Consider the following 17,541-nt stretch of genomic DNA (forward strand, 5'->3'; position numbering starts at 1 on the left):
TGCTTACAATACCCTCGCCTATTTGCTATTTGATCGTTATCCAAACCGTCAATGCGTATGAAGAACCCGCCCCACCCTGGCCTGTCAGTCCGACAGGATTGCCTCGAACCGCCGGGACTCTTCATCGCAGAAGGCCAAAGGGTGGTAGGCTGCAGGCCGGGAATACCTTGGAATAAAGGCTGCCATGTTATCCGACTATGATTTCACCAGACACACGATTCAAGACCCGATTCACGGAGGAATCACATTTGGGCGAATCGAAAGAACGCTAATCGACCATCGATTATTCCAGCGACTCCACGGACTACGTCAAAACTCTCTTCTCTACCTCATCTTTCCTTCAGCCAACCACACGCGGTTCGATCATAGCGTCGGAGTGATGCATCTTGCGGGAAAATTCCTGGATGCAGTTCTGAGCAATCAAAGAAAAATCTGCAAGGCAGGATCCGGCCGTCAAACCTTTCAAGGCCCCTACAGACTGGATGACCATGGAATCACGGAAACTTTCAGAGTTCTTGGGGATGACCAGTACTTCAGGCTCCTTCTCCGCATGGCCGCATTATTTCACGATATTTGACACGGCCCGTTGAGCCATCTATTCGACAAGTTTTTCCCAACTGTTAATGAGATCACCACATTTATAGAAAGTACTGAATATGCCTTCGTATCTCCAACTCTAGCCGCCAATAGGTCTGAAGATGCAGGCAAGCCAGTGCGACATGAGATTATTTCTTGCATTGCTGCTACACGCATTATTCTGGACTCCAAAGTCGAATTCGACCGCATGGGATTAGACGCATCAAGTGTTGCCAGAGACGTTTGCGCTATCATTGATGACCGAATTACGCCCAGCAGCCTAATGCACGCAGGCTCCTACAGTGTTCAAAATCTGTTTCACGACATCCTATCCAGCGATCTCGACATAGACCGAATGGATTATTTACTCCGTGACTCGCACATGTGTGGGGTTAATTATGGCTTATATGACCCCGACAGAATTCTCAAAAGCATGTGTACATACGCTCGAACAGATACAAAAAAACTCAGGATCTGTATCCGCTACAGCGGCATTGGAGCATTGGAAGACCTACTGATATCACGGTATCAAATGCATGCGCAGATTTATGGCCACAAAACTAACCGCGCATGTAATGCTATGCTGGAGCGTATCCGAGAGCGGCTTAGTGAAGTTAGATGGAGCTGGTATCGAGACTGTGCCTCTATCGAACACCTACTAAAAACCTTCGCCGCCCTTGATGACCGTGCCTTTGTGAACAATTGCTTAATCCTGCGTTAGACAATGGCATCGGAAAGATCAGCGAGATAGCGTCCAAATTATTCATGGAGCGTAAAATCCTGAAAAGGGTATTTGAAGAACGTGCTGGCGGATTAGACAAAGTACAGCCTGATTCGGCACAAGCACGATGGTCTGAGCATAAGAATCGATTAGAACGGGAAAAGATTTGGACAGCTGAAGATATCTTTGAGAACAAAGGCCCTAAGATAAATAGGCCTGACTATCATCTGAAGGTTTTAAGAAAGCATCCCATCGAAGGATGGTATCAAGTGAAGGAACTTCGGGACCATTCCGGGGTAGCACATTTTCTTCCTGAGCGTGAATGCACATTCCGCTTATTTTGCAAAGAGTCCCATGTCACCAGAGCCAAACAGCTTCTACCAGATTGAGGAAACCATGCTGTTGTCCCAGGATGACATCCAAAGCGCCGATCTATCTTTTGATCCCCCAATGACCAGGATGGCGGCAAACAGAAAAGTTCATCTCATTGCAGCACGTGGAGCCATACTTGAGGGAATCAAGTATTCCAAGCACAAAGGGTTATCCATTCCCGATATTCTACTGGTGAAAAACAAGACGGAGACTCTGGATTCTCCTGCCTTGGAACAACTGATAAGCCCTATGACAAGAGATGTTCTCGCCATACGAATTCGCGAAGAATTGAGCAAAGGTGTTCCACTTTGGCCACGGTAGCGAGAAGAGTGCCATCAAATGGGCGCCCATCTCGAAGACAAAAAATGGGTCGGGATTCTTTAGTATGACAGAGGTGCAGCAAATGCGTTAGAAGCTCCGGCATGTCTCGCCGTCCCTGATTAGCTGCTGGACACCTCCCCTATCACATCCTGAAAAGCGCCGTCCTAGACAAAGATACCCGATTCTTTTTAGTCCGCTCGAAGAGCTGTTGCCGGTTGACATACCTACGAGAGATAATGTGTCCCTGAATGAACAACGCACATTGGGTCAATCAGAGAATTCGCACAAGCCCTCTCTCCCTTGCTTCTTTCTGAGGGAGACATGAAGAGTGACAATGATGGAAGGTGGAGTATCGATCACTCATGAATCTGAAGGTAGAAGAACAACGAACTGAACCACGAGTTGCTGTGCGATTTCACGCGATGGTGTCGGGCTCCGTGGAGTCGGAAGGGACGGGCATCATACGCGATCTCTCACGCAGTGGGTGCCGGCTGGAAAGCCCGCTCCTCATGTTGCCTGGCCTCTCGTTAGAACTACGCATCGCCGTGCCAGGCTTAGAGTGGGCGCTGATGATCGATGGGGCTGATGTGCAGTGGGCCGACGATGAAACCGCCGGGCTGGCATTTGTTCGAATCAGAGAGGCTGAACGCCAGCGACTCAGCAACGTGATGACAACTTGGCTCGCAAGGAAGTCCGAAGACGGCGGCAAAGAACAGGTCGAGCTGGTGCCGTTTGAGTTCCAAGGACTGGAAGCCGTGCTTTCCAAAGATCCTGAGCTCGCCGTCAGCAAGGGACTGGCGTGGTTCGTTCAAGACCGGGCGGAATTCCGCTTTCGAGGAGGGAGTCTCATCAGCAGAGCGTTTCCCACATGCACACCCGAGTTCGCGGCCGCGCTCGGCGAGTTGGTCAAGGCCGGCGGCGACACGGAGGCAGATTTCTCCCTGGCTCTTCTCCAAAACTATCTTGGTTCGACATCCACCGACGGCGTTTTGAAGGAGATTGTGTCGCGCCTTTCCCATGACGATCGCAGAATGGGCGGAGTGCGGGCCAACATCAATAGCACCCGCATGACCTCAGTCTCCGGTGAATTCTGGTTGGCGGACGCATGGCGGATCAAGAAAGAGTCGCTGACGCGCTGGCTGACAGACGAAAGACAGGCGGTCAAGGTGTTCGCTGAGGAGCACATTGCAGAGCTTGACCGAATGATTGCGGCAGAGCGACGCCGTGTGGAGGTCGAACGGGAGCTGCGAGAGAGGAGCCGACATGAAGACGAGTCAGGCCACGATCATGGGTACAGGGCCAAACCATTCTGACAGCAGAAGAAGAGAACACAAAGGGGGGTCGCATTGATGAAAGGGGTCGGGAATCTTTTTCCCGTAACTGTTCAATAAATCATGGCAAAGCAAATGGGAAGCAGCTGTTCCCATGGCTTCGTGGACTGCTCTATACCAACAGCATCAGCAGACGGCCCGTATCAGAAGCCCTTGCGTTCGAGCATTTCCGAGATATACGTTACAGAGAGATCACGCTGAACCATGACGGGAGATTAAACAGATGAAGACCAACCTATTTGTGACCATGTTGCTCTGTTGCACCACGATCGTTTCGGCAAGCTATGCCGAGGAAATTGGGAGTGTGGACACGGAATTCAAATGGTTGGGGCCAGATCACAAAATTGTGGTCGAGGCCTTTGACGACCCCAAGATTGAAGGTATCACGTGTTATCTGAGTCGATCAAAAAAAGGCAGCCTGAAAGGGATGGTCGGATTGGCGGAGGAAACCTCCGATGCCTCACTGGCCTGTCGTCAAGTCGGTCCTATTCGCGTGGTGAGTGAGCCAAAAGAAGGAGAACGGGTGTTCAGTGAGAGTCGATCCCTGATTTTTAAGAGCCTCCAAGTAGTCCGTTTTTTCGACAAGAAACGCCAGACCTACATTTATCTCGCCTATAGCGATCGAGTCATCGAGGGTTCGCCACAAAATGCCATCTCCACTGTGCCGATCCAATCCTGGCCCGGTCGATAGAAGCCAGGAGAGAATTTTGCCAAACGCCGGTCAAGTGGAAGCAGGCGAGTTGGTCCGGATTCCGTGGCCAGCCGAAGAATGGGCACAACGGTTTCCGTGAATCGACATCCCGCGCCTCCCCTCTCGATCACGGACATAACCTGCTTGTTTGTTATACTCCAAACTGTGGGACGACAGTATCGCATCAGCTCCGCCATCACGCTCACCTGCGCTGTCTCCACCCTGCTTATTCTGACTGGATGCCACTCTACACCACCTCCCTCCGGCGTCCACTTTCCCATCACCAGCGGCTCCCATACCCGTTTGCCCAGTGCGCAGCAGCGCATCCTTATCTGGGGAGATCCTCTCCTTGCCCGTATGGCTGAGGAATGGCTCCGGTCGCACCACTATATACACATTCTGATGCCATCTCAGGTTCGCCATCCTGTATCGAATCATCAGGTGGCGCTGGCGATCGCGGCAGAGGCGAATGCAGAGCTTGTGCTCATTCTGGAGCGGCAAGCACTCAAGGAAGGGGCATTGATCCAGGCGAGGTGCGGCGCAGGCTTCAACATTACCGTCGAGGTGCGAGGCCTTTCAGTAGAACACGGAGGAAGCGTCCTGCGGGGCAACGCCCATTACCCACATTGCGTCGAATATAACGACCAGACCGTTCAGAACCTGACCTGCCAAGCCCTTGCCACCGCGTGGGCTTCCGCTCAGCCGGGCAGCTTGAGATCCCCTCACACTTGGCATGCACAGCCGGCCGGAGCGCCCACGTGCCAAACCGTTAGATCCACATAGAATTAAAAGGGTCGGGACTCTTTTATTACTACTCGCGTTCCAGAATAAGCCTTTATTAAAGATTCCCGGCCCTCTTCTCTCGCGTACAAGCTGACAAAACATTGACAAGTTGACATCTCGCGCACCGTCAAAGTTTTGAAAATGACCTCGCCCGGCCAACTACGTAAACATTAAGTCGTTGAAATACTTAAGTATGCCGATCTGGTTCGATTTTTGCTTAACTCGCCGTCAAACATGAACCTGCTTACCCTGGGAGGGATCAATGGAATGTCCGAAGTGTAAGGGGATGATGATGTTGGAGCGGTTTTCAGATTTCTTTCTCGTGTTTTATGCATGGAAATGCATGAATTGCGGAGCGCTCATCGACCGCACTATCTCAAACAACCGCCGAAAGAGTCTGGCCGGCCGAGAATCCCAGACGGCTGCCGCGCGCTAAGTTTGTTTAAACAGGGTCGGGAGTCTTAACTTGACAGCCTTGTCACGGGTCCGCTAGAAGATTCCCTATGCCACGTCGTCCCCGACTCGTTGCCGGCGCCCTTGCCTACCATGTCTTGAATCGTCGAGTGGGGCGCCTCCCCCTCTTTGAGGAACCCACCGATTACGCCACGTTTGAAAAGATTCTCGCCGAAGCCCGTGCCAATTCTCGCATTCGCATCGCCGCCTATTGCCTGATGCCGACTCACTGGCATCTCTTGCTCTGGCCTCGGCATGACGGCGAACTCTCCGAAGTGCTCCGCTGGATCACCGTCACCCACACTCAGCGCTGGCATTCCCAGCATGACACGGCCGGCACCGGCCCAGTCTATCAAGGTCGCTTCCGGTCATTTCCAGTCCAAACCGATGCGCATTTCCTGACGGTCGCCCGCTACGTGGAACGTAACGCGCTGCGAGCCAAGCTCGTCAGGCAGGCTGAAAACTGGCGATGGTCCAGCTTGTGGCGACGCTCCCAAGGCGATCCCAAACTCACGACCTGGCTGAGTGACTGGCCGGTGGACCTGCCGCGAAATTGGGTCGCACGGGTGAATCGTCCTGAAACCGGCGAGGAATTGGACGCGCTCCGGTTGAGCGTACAGCGTGGCCGCCCCTTCGGTGAAGAAGGCTGGGTGCGACGGATGGCGAAACGGTTCGGCATGGAATCAACCTTGCGCCCGCGGGGACGCCCAAAAGGCTCTTGAACACTGACGTCGTCGCAGTTCATCTTCAATATTTGACTGGACATGCCCCGTGACAGAAACCTTGATCCTCTTCCAGCGATGGCTATCGTAGCATCTCACCGCATACCGATCTGATTCTCCTCCTTGCCTTCCCTCGCGGCTCCCCCATCGACGCAGGAATGATGGATTGGCTTCCGCCTTTGCAGTAAACTTGCCGGAACGGACATACATGGGTAAAAATCATAGGAGCCGCATGGCGTCATCACGCAGTCGGCCATGCCTACTCTCGCCAAGGTATGGGAAAAGAAATGGAGATGCCAAGCAATGTCTGCGGTATAGATTGCGGCCAATACCGCCAATGGCAAAATGCCCGCCTATCCAACACGGATTCAGCGGTGCCTCATGAGCTACATGAAGCCTAGCCGGACAAAGAATGCATCAGGAATCATGTTCGGTCGGCCGGCTGCAACCCATGCATTCGGGTACTTTGGTTTACTTGTAAGTGGTTCAAGCTGCGAATGAGATCTTGCTGAAGGAAGATTCCTGATCTCCATAGTGTAACAATTCTGTTGAAAGGTGGGTGATCGATGCGGCGCGTTTTCTGTGCACTACTCTTGGCTCTGACCTATGCAGCAGGCGCGAGTCCACAGCCCGTGGTGGCTGCAGATTCTCTTGAGGATGCGGAATTTGCGTATGAGCGCGGCGAGTATACGCAGGCGGCTCGCCTCTTCAGTCCTCTGGCGGAGCAAGGCGTGGCATCAGCTCAGTTCTATCTGGGCTTGATGCATGAAAAAGGACGGGGCGTCCGACAGGACAACTCGACGGCACTGGCGTGGTTTCGTAAAGCAGCGGCGCAGGGCTATGCTGGTCCACAGAGCAATCTGGGCCTGATGTACGAGAGGGGACGGGGTGTCCGGAAAGACTTGGTTCGCGCGCTCATGTGGTACCACATCGCCGGTGCCATGTTGAAAGGCGATGAGGGGAAGGCAGCCGTGAAGCGTCGAGACTATCTGACCTCACACATGACCGCCGAGCAGATTGAGCAGGCGCAAGAAATGGCACGGCGTTGTCAGCAGTCTCAGTTTAAACAATGCGACTAGTTCAGGATCTTGCAACAGGAAGAGGACACGCACGAGGTGTTCATTCTCGGTTGGAGAAAAGAAAAAGGAGACGGCAACTGTTTTTCTTTACTGGCAAGAGTTTACGAAGGTATTTTAGAGTCACCGGCAAACCATCCCATACGCAATCGGTCTAAATAATGACTCGCGCCGTCGAGTTTGGCTCTCCGAGGGTGCGGATTCTTTCGGCATGCTCCCCTTCTCAGTTATTTTAATCGTGGGGGATCATACACTCACTTCCAAATTCCATCTTTTCATGAAGATGGTTGCCTTGATGCTCCAGGCCCATCCAATTGGCGACAATCATTAAAGCGCCTGGCCTTCAAATCAAAACGCGGCAATGTACCATGCGGAACAATCTTCACCGCCACGCGCAATGTCAGAGCGTTTCGAATTTCATGAGCAATTGCAGCGGCAATAGCTTCAGCATCTCCTGTGGTCACTTCCACTCGAAGCTCCATCTCATCCAACTCGCGGGAGCGGTACACGTCCACGGTGAATTCTCCGACTTCCGGAAACTGCCTCACGATATTTTCAATCGCGCTTGGGAAGACATTGATTCCACGGATGACGATCACGCCATCGACTCTACCGATAACGCCGCCCTCCAAGCGATGAAAGGTTCTCCCACAGTCACAGCGACCAGTATTCAACCTGACCCGATCACCGGTCCGATATCGGATGACCGGCATTCCCACTCGCCCGAGGTTGGAGATCACCAATTCACCTTCTTGAGCAAGATTCCCTGTCACCGGGTCAATGACTTCACAGATAAATTCACCTTCATTGATATGAGGACCTTGTTGAGCCAAACATTCAAAGCCCCAGGCTCCGACCTCCGTTGCTCCGGCATGATCGTAACATTTCGCTCTCCAGATCGACTCAATGCGCTTCCGTGTCCCGGGTATGCTCGCCCCGGGCTCTCCTGCATGGATGTTGATTCTGACGCTTGAATTGGAAAACTCCATTCCCTCTTCCTTGGCAATTTCCCCCAAATGCAGCGCATAGGTGGGAGTACAGACTAAAACCGTCACCTCATGGCTGAAAATAGCTTTTACTCGTTGCTGAGAAGACATCCCTCCACCAGGAATGGACATCGCACCGATCACTCGTGCTCCTTCATGAGCGCTCCAAAATCCAATGAATGGGCCGAATGAAAAGGCGAAAAAGATCCGATCATGCGAGGAGACTCCGGCAGCTCTGTACACCATCGCCCAACAGCGAGCCCACCAACTCCAACTCTCCTCCGTATCCAAACAACGCAATGGTTGTCCTGTGGTGCCGGACGTTTGATGGATTCGAGTGTACTCCTCACGCTTAAACGTCACATTTGTCCCATAGGGCGGATGAAGGGACTGGTCATTCGACAACTCTTCTTTCGTTGTAAAGGGAATCTTTCGATAATCATCGAATGTTTGGATGTCATTTGCCTGTTTAATTCCTGCCTTTTCCAACTTCGATCGATAGAAGCTGTTGCTTTTCAACACGGGACCCAACATTAATTGCAGCTTTTTTAATTGAATTTGCTCTAGGGCTTCACGCCCCAATGTCTCAATAAACGGATCCAGGTATTCGAAATTCATGCGAACTCCTTTCTAGGCACCCTACCGTTCCTCAGGCGTGTGTCACACTTTCGAGCTGAGCAATACAAACGTTCGTTCGTACCGTTAGATCCCAGACATCGATTAATGATGCGCGGGCATTGCATCTCCATGAACAGGAAATTTTTCGTTTATCAACATGATGGGCCTTCCACCCGCAATAATGCGGTAGGTCCTGCTGAGTGCTTCTACCCCGGCCATGTTGCGAATGGCATCGGGAACATTCTTGAGAGTCTCTTTGCCCCACCAGAGCAATTCACGGTGCGTCTCCCAACGGTTGCCATAGAGAATGCGGCCGATTCCGCCACCCTCCAATTCGAGGCCTTCTTTGATAAACTGGGGCAGTCGATCCAGGATAATCAACGACGGGGCATAGGCATAACACGTATAACTCCCTTTCCCACGCAACAAGACCTGGCGCATGAGCACCGTGCTTCCTTTTTCTGCTTCCAGCCATTGATTATCAACAGTTAACGGCCTGACTTCCTGGCCTAACCTTACGATTTCAATTTGCTCCATGGTATAGGCTTCGATAAATTTGGTGACAGTCCCATCGATTACCATGAGAGCCCGTTGAAACGGAGTTAATGTTCGAAGATTGAGTTCGCGTAAATCTGCGGGTAGCGCAAATTGAGCCGTGAGCAAATCTTCCATTGGATTAAAATCATTGATCTTTTGCATGGGTGTTCCCTAAAAACGGACGGTGAAATTTTTCCTCAGCAAACCAGGGATATCCTGGTTACCTTTCATGAAAGACGGTGGGATTCACTTCCAACTTCGCTCTCAGCAATTACAAATAGGGAAGATCTAAACTTTTAATTCTTTCCACATCATAAGATGCCCGGAAACGAGTCAACACGGATTCCATCGCCGGACGAACCTCATGCAAAAAGGAAGCGGCCTGAAGAAGCCCGACACGAGCTGCCCCGAGATCTGCGGTACGCAAAATGTTCTTTGCCTCCAGAGATTCCCGCCTCCCCCAAATATCGGGGTGATTATTCAGTCGAAAACCAGCTTGCAGGAGCGCAGGCCCGCGACTCTCCGGAAAAATGAGCGCATAATCATGCAATAGGGCATAGTCTTCTTGGAACCCATCCGTGCCGGGCAAAATGAGATAGTACGGTACCCGTACGCGCATGACCTGAGTTTCAATGGTCGACTCTGCTCCTGTTTCATCTATGATTCTGGCTTTGCGAGTTCCATCCAAATATAAATTCGGAAAATCCACCAGATCCTGCACATGATGCAGAAAGCTATGGATGTGAGTATTAATCATGAGGATCTTCCCGTTAAACGGAGCGAGGCGACCAAACGGGGTTTCCAGCCCAAAAGGCCTGGCCGAGTGATGATGCCCATCCAAAAGATCCTTTGCCAAGCGGCCCTTCGCTGCGACCGAGTTGGTGGGATGGAGACTGCGTCGTACGCCGGGCCATTTCCGAAAAGTCTCGGTAACAGCTCCGACTTTTGAGGGAGTCTTCCCGACATCAAATACCTCTCCGGATTCGAGGTAGGACAGCATGCTGCTGCCCATGGAAAATGTCGGCATCATGATAGTCCCTGAGGACCCCACTACCTCTTCTAAAGCTCTTATGAGGGTTTCCGGACCACCCTCCACATATCCTAGCGAACTGAAACTACTATGGACGCAGACGACATCCCCGGTCGAAAGCTCCAAATCTCTCAGCGCGCTCACGATTTTTTGTTGAGTCAGAGGACCCGAGGCCTGATAGGTATAATACCTACCGCGTTTCACCAAATATTTCTTGAGGGCACGTGAAACGTTTCCATTTCTCAGAACACTCAATGCCTTGTGAAAAACCCTCCTCATTCTCGTAATCCCCTACACATGTTCACGTTCAACTTACAACCCAATTTCTGACCATGACGACAGCCCTGTCTCTTTGCAAGCTCTCACGTCAAGATGAGGCCTTACTAAGAAGACCGTCTGGCTTGCTTCCAAGATAGCCTGGCAGTCGCTCCGCCGGGCGGCTGAAGATATGCTCTCAGGACGCAGATCCTCTGGGCCGCAGACTGCGACGCATCGCTCTCGATTGTAAGTCCTGTCGCACACTTTCACCCAGAACATTGAAGGTTGGGAATAGCTTACACCACATTGTGATTCGGAACGACTTCCAAATGGTCAACAGGACCGGATCAGCAACCGTGTCTTTGTCTGGCGGGGAGATTCAACCGCAGGACACAAGAGACCCGCCACGGGTGTGTGTGATTCCAAGAATAGCCGGTGCGTCGTAACCAAGCCACCCCTTTCCAGACTCCCCACCGCCGAACAGGCAACCGAATCGAAAGACCCTGTCCCGTGATGAGCCGGCTAGAGGGCTCCTATGCCGAAAGATTCTCCTACTCCGTCTCGGTTGAGCGGGGAGCTCACGCGTTCGCTGGACGCATTTTTATGTCGCGAATGGTTCCTTGATATATCGAGGAAAAACCCCACAAATTAGCGACGCTGGAACCTTGCCTGCAAGCATCTGGGCCAATGCGAGGTTATTTCTCCCAAGAAGAAAACTTCTGCTGACACATCAGAGCATCAAGATAATATTTCGTAGCCCAATTGGGATACCCCAACATCTGATACCCCCCGACGATAGGGAAAGAACCTGAGAGGGCCCCCTGGACTCCGGTGATAGGTGTATCGATCAATTGAAGCGCCTTCAAAAGATTCAGAAGCGAGTCGGCTGCCCCACGATACTTCACATCTCCGGTATGTTCAAACAACCGGTAACAGACGACTGCAATCTGCGCAGAACCAGTCAAACAAGAAGAAAACGCAGCCGGCTTCCAATCCGAATAAAAACGCCCAGGGAGGAAGCCATCGGAACTCATTTGCACAAGAAGAGAATCGATGCCTCGTTGAACTGCATCGACAAAATCATCGCGTTTGGCGAAGATCCCTACTTCGAGTATGCCCTGAAGGGTATAGCCAATGGTGTGAAGAAGCGGAGCCTCATGACGCGAGAGACAGTTATTCGCAAACCATCCATTACCCTGCTGTTGTTTAAGAGCGGCCTCCACGATTTTTATAGCCGCGATTCGGTAGCGATCATTCCCTGTATCTTCACTCAATCGGCACAGGGGCCAGGCGCACAAGCATGTAAAGGTTTTTATCGAACGCAACGCCTCGTTTTTACCATGAGACTGGAGATAGCCCTGCTCATTCATATCCCCGACCAGAAAATCTCCCGCACGTTGTCCGGCTTTCAGAAAGCGTTCATCCTGACTAAACCGAAAGGCGGTACTCCACCCATCCAAGACCATACCGGTATTAAAAGCAGCGGCAACCTGGTCCTCCGGAGAGCAACGCGCATTTGCTTGAACAGCTCCGGATTTCATTTGGACGCTTACTTCCCAGCGGGCCATCCTCAAAGCCGCTTCGGCAAATCGCCCGTCCCCGGTAGTTTTCGTATATTCGATGAGTGTCGAGATGATATACCCCGTCGTCTCCGGATACGAATTCCTCCAACCATTGCCGCTCCCATAGGGGAAGTACCCGTATGATACGCCATCATCCGCGGTCGCAGCCTGCGCACGAAGAAGCCAACCCGCAGCCGCCTCGGCACGTTCCAGCGTTTCCCCTCTGATCGGTTGAACAGTCCAAAGCATGAACCGCATGGAATCGTTAAGCAGGAGACGAACAAATGGATAGCGATCAATTCGACTTAATCCAAAACATTTCACTAAAATTCCGCGCATGTCAAAACAGAATTTGCGGAATCCTCTATTGATAAAAATATCCCGCAAAATCCGAGTGGTAGATGTCTTTACGGTCGAGGTGCTAGGGCCAAACATGTCACGAATACCTTTCACAGTGGATCATGACAGGTACCTGCCAATCTCGGTGCCTGTCTGGTGACTTACGCAATAATCTAAAATATGGTGGTTTTTCAATTCGATCAGACACTCACACGCCGACATCCGGCATCCGCATCATTGATACGGCATGGGAGGGAGCATGACGACCCTTCCTGGAGCAATAATGCCGTGATGTACGCCCCCCGTCAAGAGGATAGAAAAGGAGTCGTCCTGAACCTAACCCAAAGTATGGATGGGACACATCGAACAGCATCGGCTCGCGCAACAGGTGACAACCTGTCACAGATCCTTTTGGCTGAAGTCTTCGAGATGGACAACACTTGCACTAGACTTCGACTACACCGACAGTCTGGGTATGTTGATCTTGGGAAAACAGTGCATTATTATTGAATCTATCCCATGATGAGCAGGTAGCGACTCGTTTCTCGGTAGTTGGCCGGCTGAGGCTGTCGGTTTCTTGGGGAATGGAAAATAGATGTGTATGGACAACTGGACAACATGTACTCACTTCATCCATATGATGGAATGCAAGACACGTTGTCCTCTGCCCATTAATCGCTGTGGTTGATTTAGAGATTGGAGTCTAAACCGGAGCGATGACATTCTCAGAGAGAACCAATTGCTTTTCCTTGATTCAGAGTACGTTCACTCTACCATCCTCTGTATTGAGTCGAACGTGCTTAGCCATTCTGACCTTATCTATTTGCCTGGTCTTGCAAGTGCTCGGCACACCGGTCGGGTTTATCGACCTGCTCGCGTCCGATTCACCAGAGGAATCCTCGCTCTCCGAGGGCTTCTCAATTCTTGCTGAAACACCTGTAGTAAAAAGACCCACCGATCCTCGTTTCTCCAACGAAGCGACCTCCACCTTGTATCGTATGCTCCTGAGTGATTTAATCTTTCGTCCTCCTCAATAACCGCGATTCTCCTGACACCCAAACACCCGAAAAGCGCCTGAATAATTCGTTCCCTTTCGGGCCGGACTTCGGTGGATTCCATTTTGGAGAAACGTCTTCATGAGCCGAAAAATCTTCACGAGTGCCAAGGAGTCATTCCCCGGCCGAAACGACGTCTTGCGGATCGGCGTAATCGGAACCGGGGCATTTGCCCAGCAATGTCATTTGCCAGGGCTTCAGACCCATCCTCAGGCCAAAGTTGTGGCCATTGCCGGTCGTCGGCAAGAACGGCTTCAATCTCTCGCGGCCCAATTCAATATTCCCACCGTCTACACCGACTATCACGAACTATGCGCTCGAACGGATCTCGATGCGATCACAATTGTCACGGCAAACAGCGAACATGCCGCGCAGGCCACAGCCGGCTTGGCCTCGGGAAAGCATGTCTTCTGCGAAAAGCCGTTGGCAACGACCGTATTACAAGCTCAAGAGATGGTTCGCGCGGCGGAACTGAGCGGGAAGGTCCACCAGGTTGCCTTTACTTATCGCTACCTTTACGGATTACAAGAGCTACGGCGTCGGATCCAGCGCGGGGACATTGGCGAACCCTATCACCTACGCGCTCAACATAACAGCTGGGATGGACTCCTATTCAAAGGTGATGGTGTCCTTCATGATGTGGGATCACATCTCTTCGACCTGGCACGATTCCTGTTCGGTCCTCTCCAGTCAGTCACTGGGTTATACCGCCATCTTCCTCAGATTCATCACGACAGAAAAGGCCAGCGCGCCAAGTCACCGGCTCAGGCAACTGATGACCTGGCAACGGCCTGGTTTACGCACAAGTGTGGCGTACAGGGTCAGTGGCATGTCAACCGAGTCGCGCCATCATATGGCGGCAAGGCCCATATCGAAGTGATCGGACGAGAAGGGGCGCTCCGCGCCTCGCTGAGCAGGGGCAGTATCGACACGTTGCAGATGGTACGTCCACCAAGCTCACAGTGGGAAGAGTTACCGCTGCCGACCGAGGCACGTAACGAATCTCCCAGCGCCCTCGCCATCATGATGCGGAGCTTTGTGAATGCCTGTCTGAGAGGGAAGCTCGATCCCGATGTCGATGCATCCTTTCATGACGGCCTCGCCGTTCAACTGGCAATTGATGCCGTGGAAACAGCCTCTTCGAGGCTCCCATGGATACCCGTCGAGACAACAGACCACCAGACAAGGCGGAAGAATTCTGTCTTCTTCCCGACCGCGTTCCAAACAGTCGGCCGCAAACGGCCATCATGAGCTCCTGCCGTAGCTCGTATGAACGATCAGCGAGTATGAGAAGCGAGAGAGGGAACAGGTGCCGGGTCCTGGGATTCCACCCTCCTTGGTTACAGGTACGATTTTAGGCTATCGATGAAGCAATTCCCGGACTCAACGCTCCACAGCATCCCTCGCAATCCCTGATAGATTCTGGGTCGAGCATGAGATCAGATCACCGACCCGGGCTGGTTGGTATATCTGACCAAGCGCGAAACACCCATCTATCACTGTCGAAATGCACTGACAGCATTCCTATCCTACCTGTGTAGGATATCCCGTGGCGCAGTAACCTAGATACAATCTGCCGCCTCACTCTAGACCGAAGGAAACTGACCACACTTTTCACGAGTTAACAACAAGCTCTTTTCGATATACGCGACATGGACTCCGGTGACATCAATTCGGTGAGGCAAACAGGGGCTTTTCTGTGCCGGAATTCCCAGCAAGGAATGTGTCAGGAATGCCAGGTAGCATCAACAAAGTGGTCGTGAAGTTGAAAGGCTTGAGCCACACCGATTCCGATGATCTTGATATCCTGCCGGTGGGTCCGGGAGGACAAAAGTCCTGCACATATCCTATGCCGGTGGGGCAGCCGATGTGGTGAACACCAGGCCGACCTTTGAACCGTGAGCCGGCTTTCATGCTGACCTGTGCGTCCCTTGTCTCATCAATTCGTTCGTCATGTCAGTCCGTACAACAAGGAGGACTCATCATGCGCGCGTCGACCTGCACAGTGCTCGCCCTCATGGCTTGTCTTGCCGTACTCCCCACTTTGTCGGCCCTTGCCGAAGACAACCGCGGCGACTCCACAACAGCTCTCAAAGGGACATTTCGGTTCAGCACCGTCAAAACCTGTACTGACAGCGCAACGGGCTCCATGGCTCACTTCTACATTGAAGGAACCATCGTCTACGATGGTCAGGGCTCTGCCCAGCTCACACAACAAGGCACACTGGTTGTTCCTGGCCCAATCTCCACGTCATTCGAAGAGACGGCTGAACTCACCTATACCGTGAAGCCGAACGGAAGTTTTAGCCAAGAGGGCACCTTCCGCGCAGTTGATCGGTCCTACACCTTGACGGGTGGTAAAATGAATGGGCACATCGATCCTGACGGTTCCGTCGTAATATTCAGCGCCGCCATCCCTCCGGAAAAAGAAACGGTCACCATGCCAGGAAGAGGCTTGTCTGAGTATCTCTGTGGCGCCTCTGGAACGGCGGTCCGGATACGCTAGGCATCGGATGGCTCCGGCGATCGAGGTGAACCCGGGCCACCATGCTTGTTCGACTCTCCTGAGTATCTGGCAATATGGAGAAGATTCCTGCTTGCTCTCCCAAGGAGAATACCGCACACACGGTCAACCCAGTGCAATCAGCGACATCCCGGAAAACGCATGGCGCACGCCGCTCACACACGCACCTACAAACGATGTCCTTTCATGCTCCACTGATCGAGCCTAGTAATGGGTCGGGAGTCTTATCTCTCGCCACAGTTTCGTTAGAAGATTCCCTATGCCACGTCGTCCCAGACTCGTCGCCGAAGCCCAGGCCAATCCTCGTTTCTCATCGCTGCTTTCCACGACGATCACGCGCGCGAATAGTGTGAACCCGGCAAGATATGGATTGATTGAAGTTCAAGCGACCATGCGCGAACCATTTCGTGAAGCCTGCCAGGGCTTGAACTCTGTGAAGGGTGAAGAGTCGGCATCAGCAACTCATGGCGGAGTGGCGGCGTCCGGCAGGCTTGCTGTAGAATACCCCTGCGTCAAGTCACCCTTCTGATGGAGGCGCGCATGATGCGGAAGAGCCAAGAGCAGAGCTACCGGGCACGGGCGCTGAAACTATTCCCCTGGGTCTGTGCCCACTGTGGGCGCGAGTTCGATGGGAAGAAGCTGAACCAACTCACGGTCCATCACAAGGACCACAACCATCAGAACAATCCTCCTGACGGCAGCAACTGGGAGTTGCTCTGCCTCTACTGTCACGACAATGAGCATCAGCGCGATCAGGTCGCCGGCGCGTCGACAGAATCTCTGTCGAGTGCTGAACCAGACCGCCCCTTCACCCCTTTTGCCCGGCTTGCCGATCTGTTCAAACGCGACACTGTAGCCTGATCGCAACAGGTCCTCAAGAACTCACGGCCGGGGACAGACAGGCCGAAAGTCAGCGGCCGGGCGTGTATGGATCACCCGCGCCTCCCCGCTGCGATCATCGAAGTCGTGCCGGTCATGCCGCCGCTCTCAGGAAGCCCACTTGTAGAACTCGACCGCAACCGGTACTCTGCCCCCACGCAAGGCCATGTCATCCATGAACCAACCGCGCTCCATGACCCATCCCCGCGACCCCTTGCATGGGATGACATTGGAAACCATCATCACGACCTTAGTCGCGCGGCACGGATGGGCGAAACTTGGCGCACGCGTGCCTATCCGCTGTTTCCGCCATCACCCGACGATCCGGTCGAGCCTGACGTTCCTACGCAAAACGCCGTGGGCACGTAAGCGAGTTGAACAGATGTTTATTGCGGAACTCCCCTGATACTCAACGCAATGGCTTCGAACGCGACCATCTACAAGGCCTTGCTGCAGATCGCCGATATGGATCGCCGACACTTCCAGGACCATGCGATCACCCTCGCGCGCCATCCATCTGAGACCGAGGAGCGCATGATGGTACGAGTGCTCGCCTTCGCACTCCACGCAAGCGAGACCTTGTCATTCGGCCGTGGCGTGGGCACTGAAGATGAACCGGCTTTGTGGCGGCGAGACTTCACGGGGGCGATCGACTGCTGGATCGAGATCGGCCAGCCCGACGAGAAAACCTTGCGTCAGGCCTGCGG

The 17,541-nt window shown here is 52.8% G+C and carries 17 protein-coding genes; 13 read left to right on the top strand and 4 right to left on the bottom strand.

From position 1 onward, the window contains the following. The first annotated feature begins 1,009 nt into the window (after positions 1-1,009). From COMA2_RS21300 to COMA2_RS07570, 8 genes are all read left to right on the top strand, one after another. Positions 1,010-1,297 carry an HD domain-containing protein gene (locus COMA2_RS21300; protein WP_407919010.1) on the top strand — a complete coding sequence of 96 codons (288 nt, stop codon included), beginning with the start codon at positions 1,010-1,012 and terminating at the stop codon, positions 1,295-1,297. A 354-nt stretch (positions 1,298-1,651) separates the two neighbouring features. Further along, entirely contained in the window at positions 1,652-1,990 is a 339-nt protein-coding gene (locus COMA2_RS07540; protein ID WP_090896052.1) for a hypothetical protein, read from the top strand. Between the two features lie 362 nt (positions 1,991-2,352). Further along, complete coding sequence (locus COMA2_RS07545) at positions 2,353-3,303, top strand: PilZ domain-containing protein (RefSeq protein WP_139077174.1); 951 nt, start codon at positions 2,353-2,355, stop codon at positions 3,301-3,303. Positions 3,304-3,544: 241 nt separating this feature from the next. After that, positions 3,545-4,012, top strand: a complete 468-nt coding sequence (locus COMA2_RS07550) for a CreA family protein (RefSeq protein ID WP_090896056.1) — start codon at positions 3,545-3,547, stop codon at positions 4,010-4,012. A 144-nt stretch (positions 4,013-4,156) separates the two neighbouring features. Beyond that, positions 4,157-4,795, top strand: coding sequence for a hypothetical protein (locus tag COMA2_RS07555; RefSeq protein WP_139077176.1), 639 nt, complete (start codon positions 4,157-4,159; stop codon positions 4,793-4,795). 262 nt (positions 4,796-5,057) lie between these two features. Next, a complete protein-coding gene (locus tag COMA2_RS20115; protein ID WP_090896060.1) occupies positions 5,058-5,231 on the top strand; it encodes a hypothetical protein in 174 nt (57 codons plus the stop codon). A gap of 67 nt (positions 5,232-5,298) precedes the next feature. Beyond that, entirely contained in the window at positions 5,299-5,970 is a 672-nt protein-coding gene (locus COMA2_RS07565; RefSeq protein ID WP_090896063.1) for a transposase, read from the top strand. 566 nt (positions 5,971-6,536) lie between these two features. After that, the gene (locus COMA2_RS07570) at positions 6,537-7,049 is read left to right on the top strand and encodes a tetratricopeptide repeat protein (protein ID WP_090896066.1); all 513 of its coding nucleotides are present in this window, start codon (positions 6,537-6,539) and stop codon (positions 7,047-7,049) included. A 272-nt stretch (positions 7,050-7,321) separates the two neighbouring features. Here the strand turns inward: COMA2_RS07570 and COMA2_RS07575 are convergent, their stop codons facing one another. The 4 genes from COMA2_RS07575 to COMA2_RS07590 all read right to left on the bottom strand — a co-directional run bounded on the left by COMA2_RS07575 (position 7,322) and on the right by COMA2_RS07590 (position 12,490). Next, the gene (locus COMA2_RS07575; RefSeq protein WP_090896068.1) at positions 7,322-8,650 is read right to left on the bottom strand and encodes a phenylacetate--CoA ligase family protein; all 1,329 of its coding nucleotides are present in this window, start codon (positions 8,648-8,650) and stop codon (positions 7,322-7,324) included. A gap of 102 nt (positions 8,651-8,752) precedes the next feature. Further along, complete coding sequence (locus tag COMA2_RS07580) at positions 8,753-9,349, bottom strand: chorismate--pyruvate lyase family protein (RefSeq protein WP_090896071.1); 597 nt, start codon at positions 9,347-9,349, stop codon at positions 8,753-8,755. A 109-nt stretch (positions 9,350-9,458) separates the two neighbouring features. Then, entirely contained in the window at positions 9,459-10,496 is a 1,038-nt protein-coding gene (locus COMA2_RS07585) for an AAC(3) family N-acetyltransferase (RefSeq protein ID WP_090896073.1), read from the bottom strand. Positions 10,497-11,170: 674 nt separating this feature from the next. Beyond that, entirely contained in the window at positions 11,171-12,490 is a 1,320-nt protein-coding gene (locus tag COMA2_RS07590) for a glycoside hydrolase family protein (protein ID WP_139077178.1), read from the bottom strand. Positions 12,491-13,512: 1,022 nt separating this feature from the next. On the opposite strand from COMA2_RS07590, the gene COMA2_RS07595 reads away from it, so the two are divergent. The 5 genes from COMA2_RS07595 to COMA2_RS07620 all read left to right on the top strand — a co-directional run. Beyond that, on the top strand, positions 13,513-14,682 hold the full coding sequence (locus COMA2_RS07595; RefSeq protein WP_090896077.1) for a Gfo/Idh/MocA family protein: 1,170 nt from the start codon (positions 13,513-13,515) through the stop codon (positions 14,680-14,682). A 733-nt stretch (positions 14,683-15,415) separates the two neighbouring features. After that, a complete protein-coding gene (locus COMA2_RS07600; protein WP_090896078.1) occupies positions 15,416-15,937 on the top strand; it encodes a hypothetical protein in 522 nt (173 codons plus the stop codon). 558 nt (positions 15,938-16,495) lie between these two features. Then, on the top strand, positions 16,496-16,816 hold the full coding sequence (locus tag COMA2_RS07610) for a YajD family HNH nuclease (protein WP_342672602.1): 321 nt from the start codon (positions 16,496-16,498) through the stop codon (positions 16,814-16,816). 211 nt (positions 16,817-17,027) lie between these two features. Next, the gene (locus COMA2_RS07615) at positions 17,028-17,240 is read left to right on the top strand and encodes a VF530 family DNA-binding protein (protein ID WP_090896087.1); all 213 of its coding nucleotides are present in this window, start codon (positions 17,028-17,030) and stop codon (positions 17,238-17,240) included. Between the two features lie 11 nt (positions 17,241-17,251). Then, on the top strand, positions 17,252-17,541 hold a 290-nt coding region (locus COMA2_RS07620), incomplete at its 3' end, for a YaeQ family protein (RefSeq protein ID WP_139077181.1).

Source organism: Candidatus Nitrospira nitrificans, from assembly GCF_001458775.1.
Taxonomy (GTDB): domain Bacteria; phylum Nitrospirota; class Nitrospiria; order Nitrospirales; family Nitrospiraceae; genus Nitrospira_D; species Nitrospira_D nitrificans.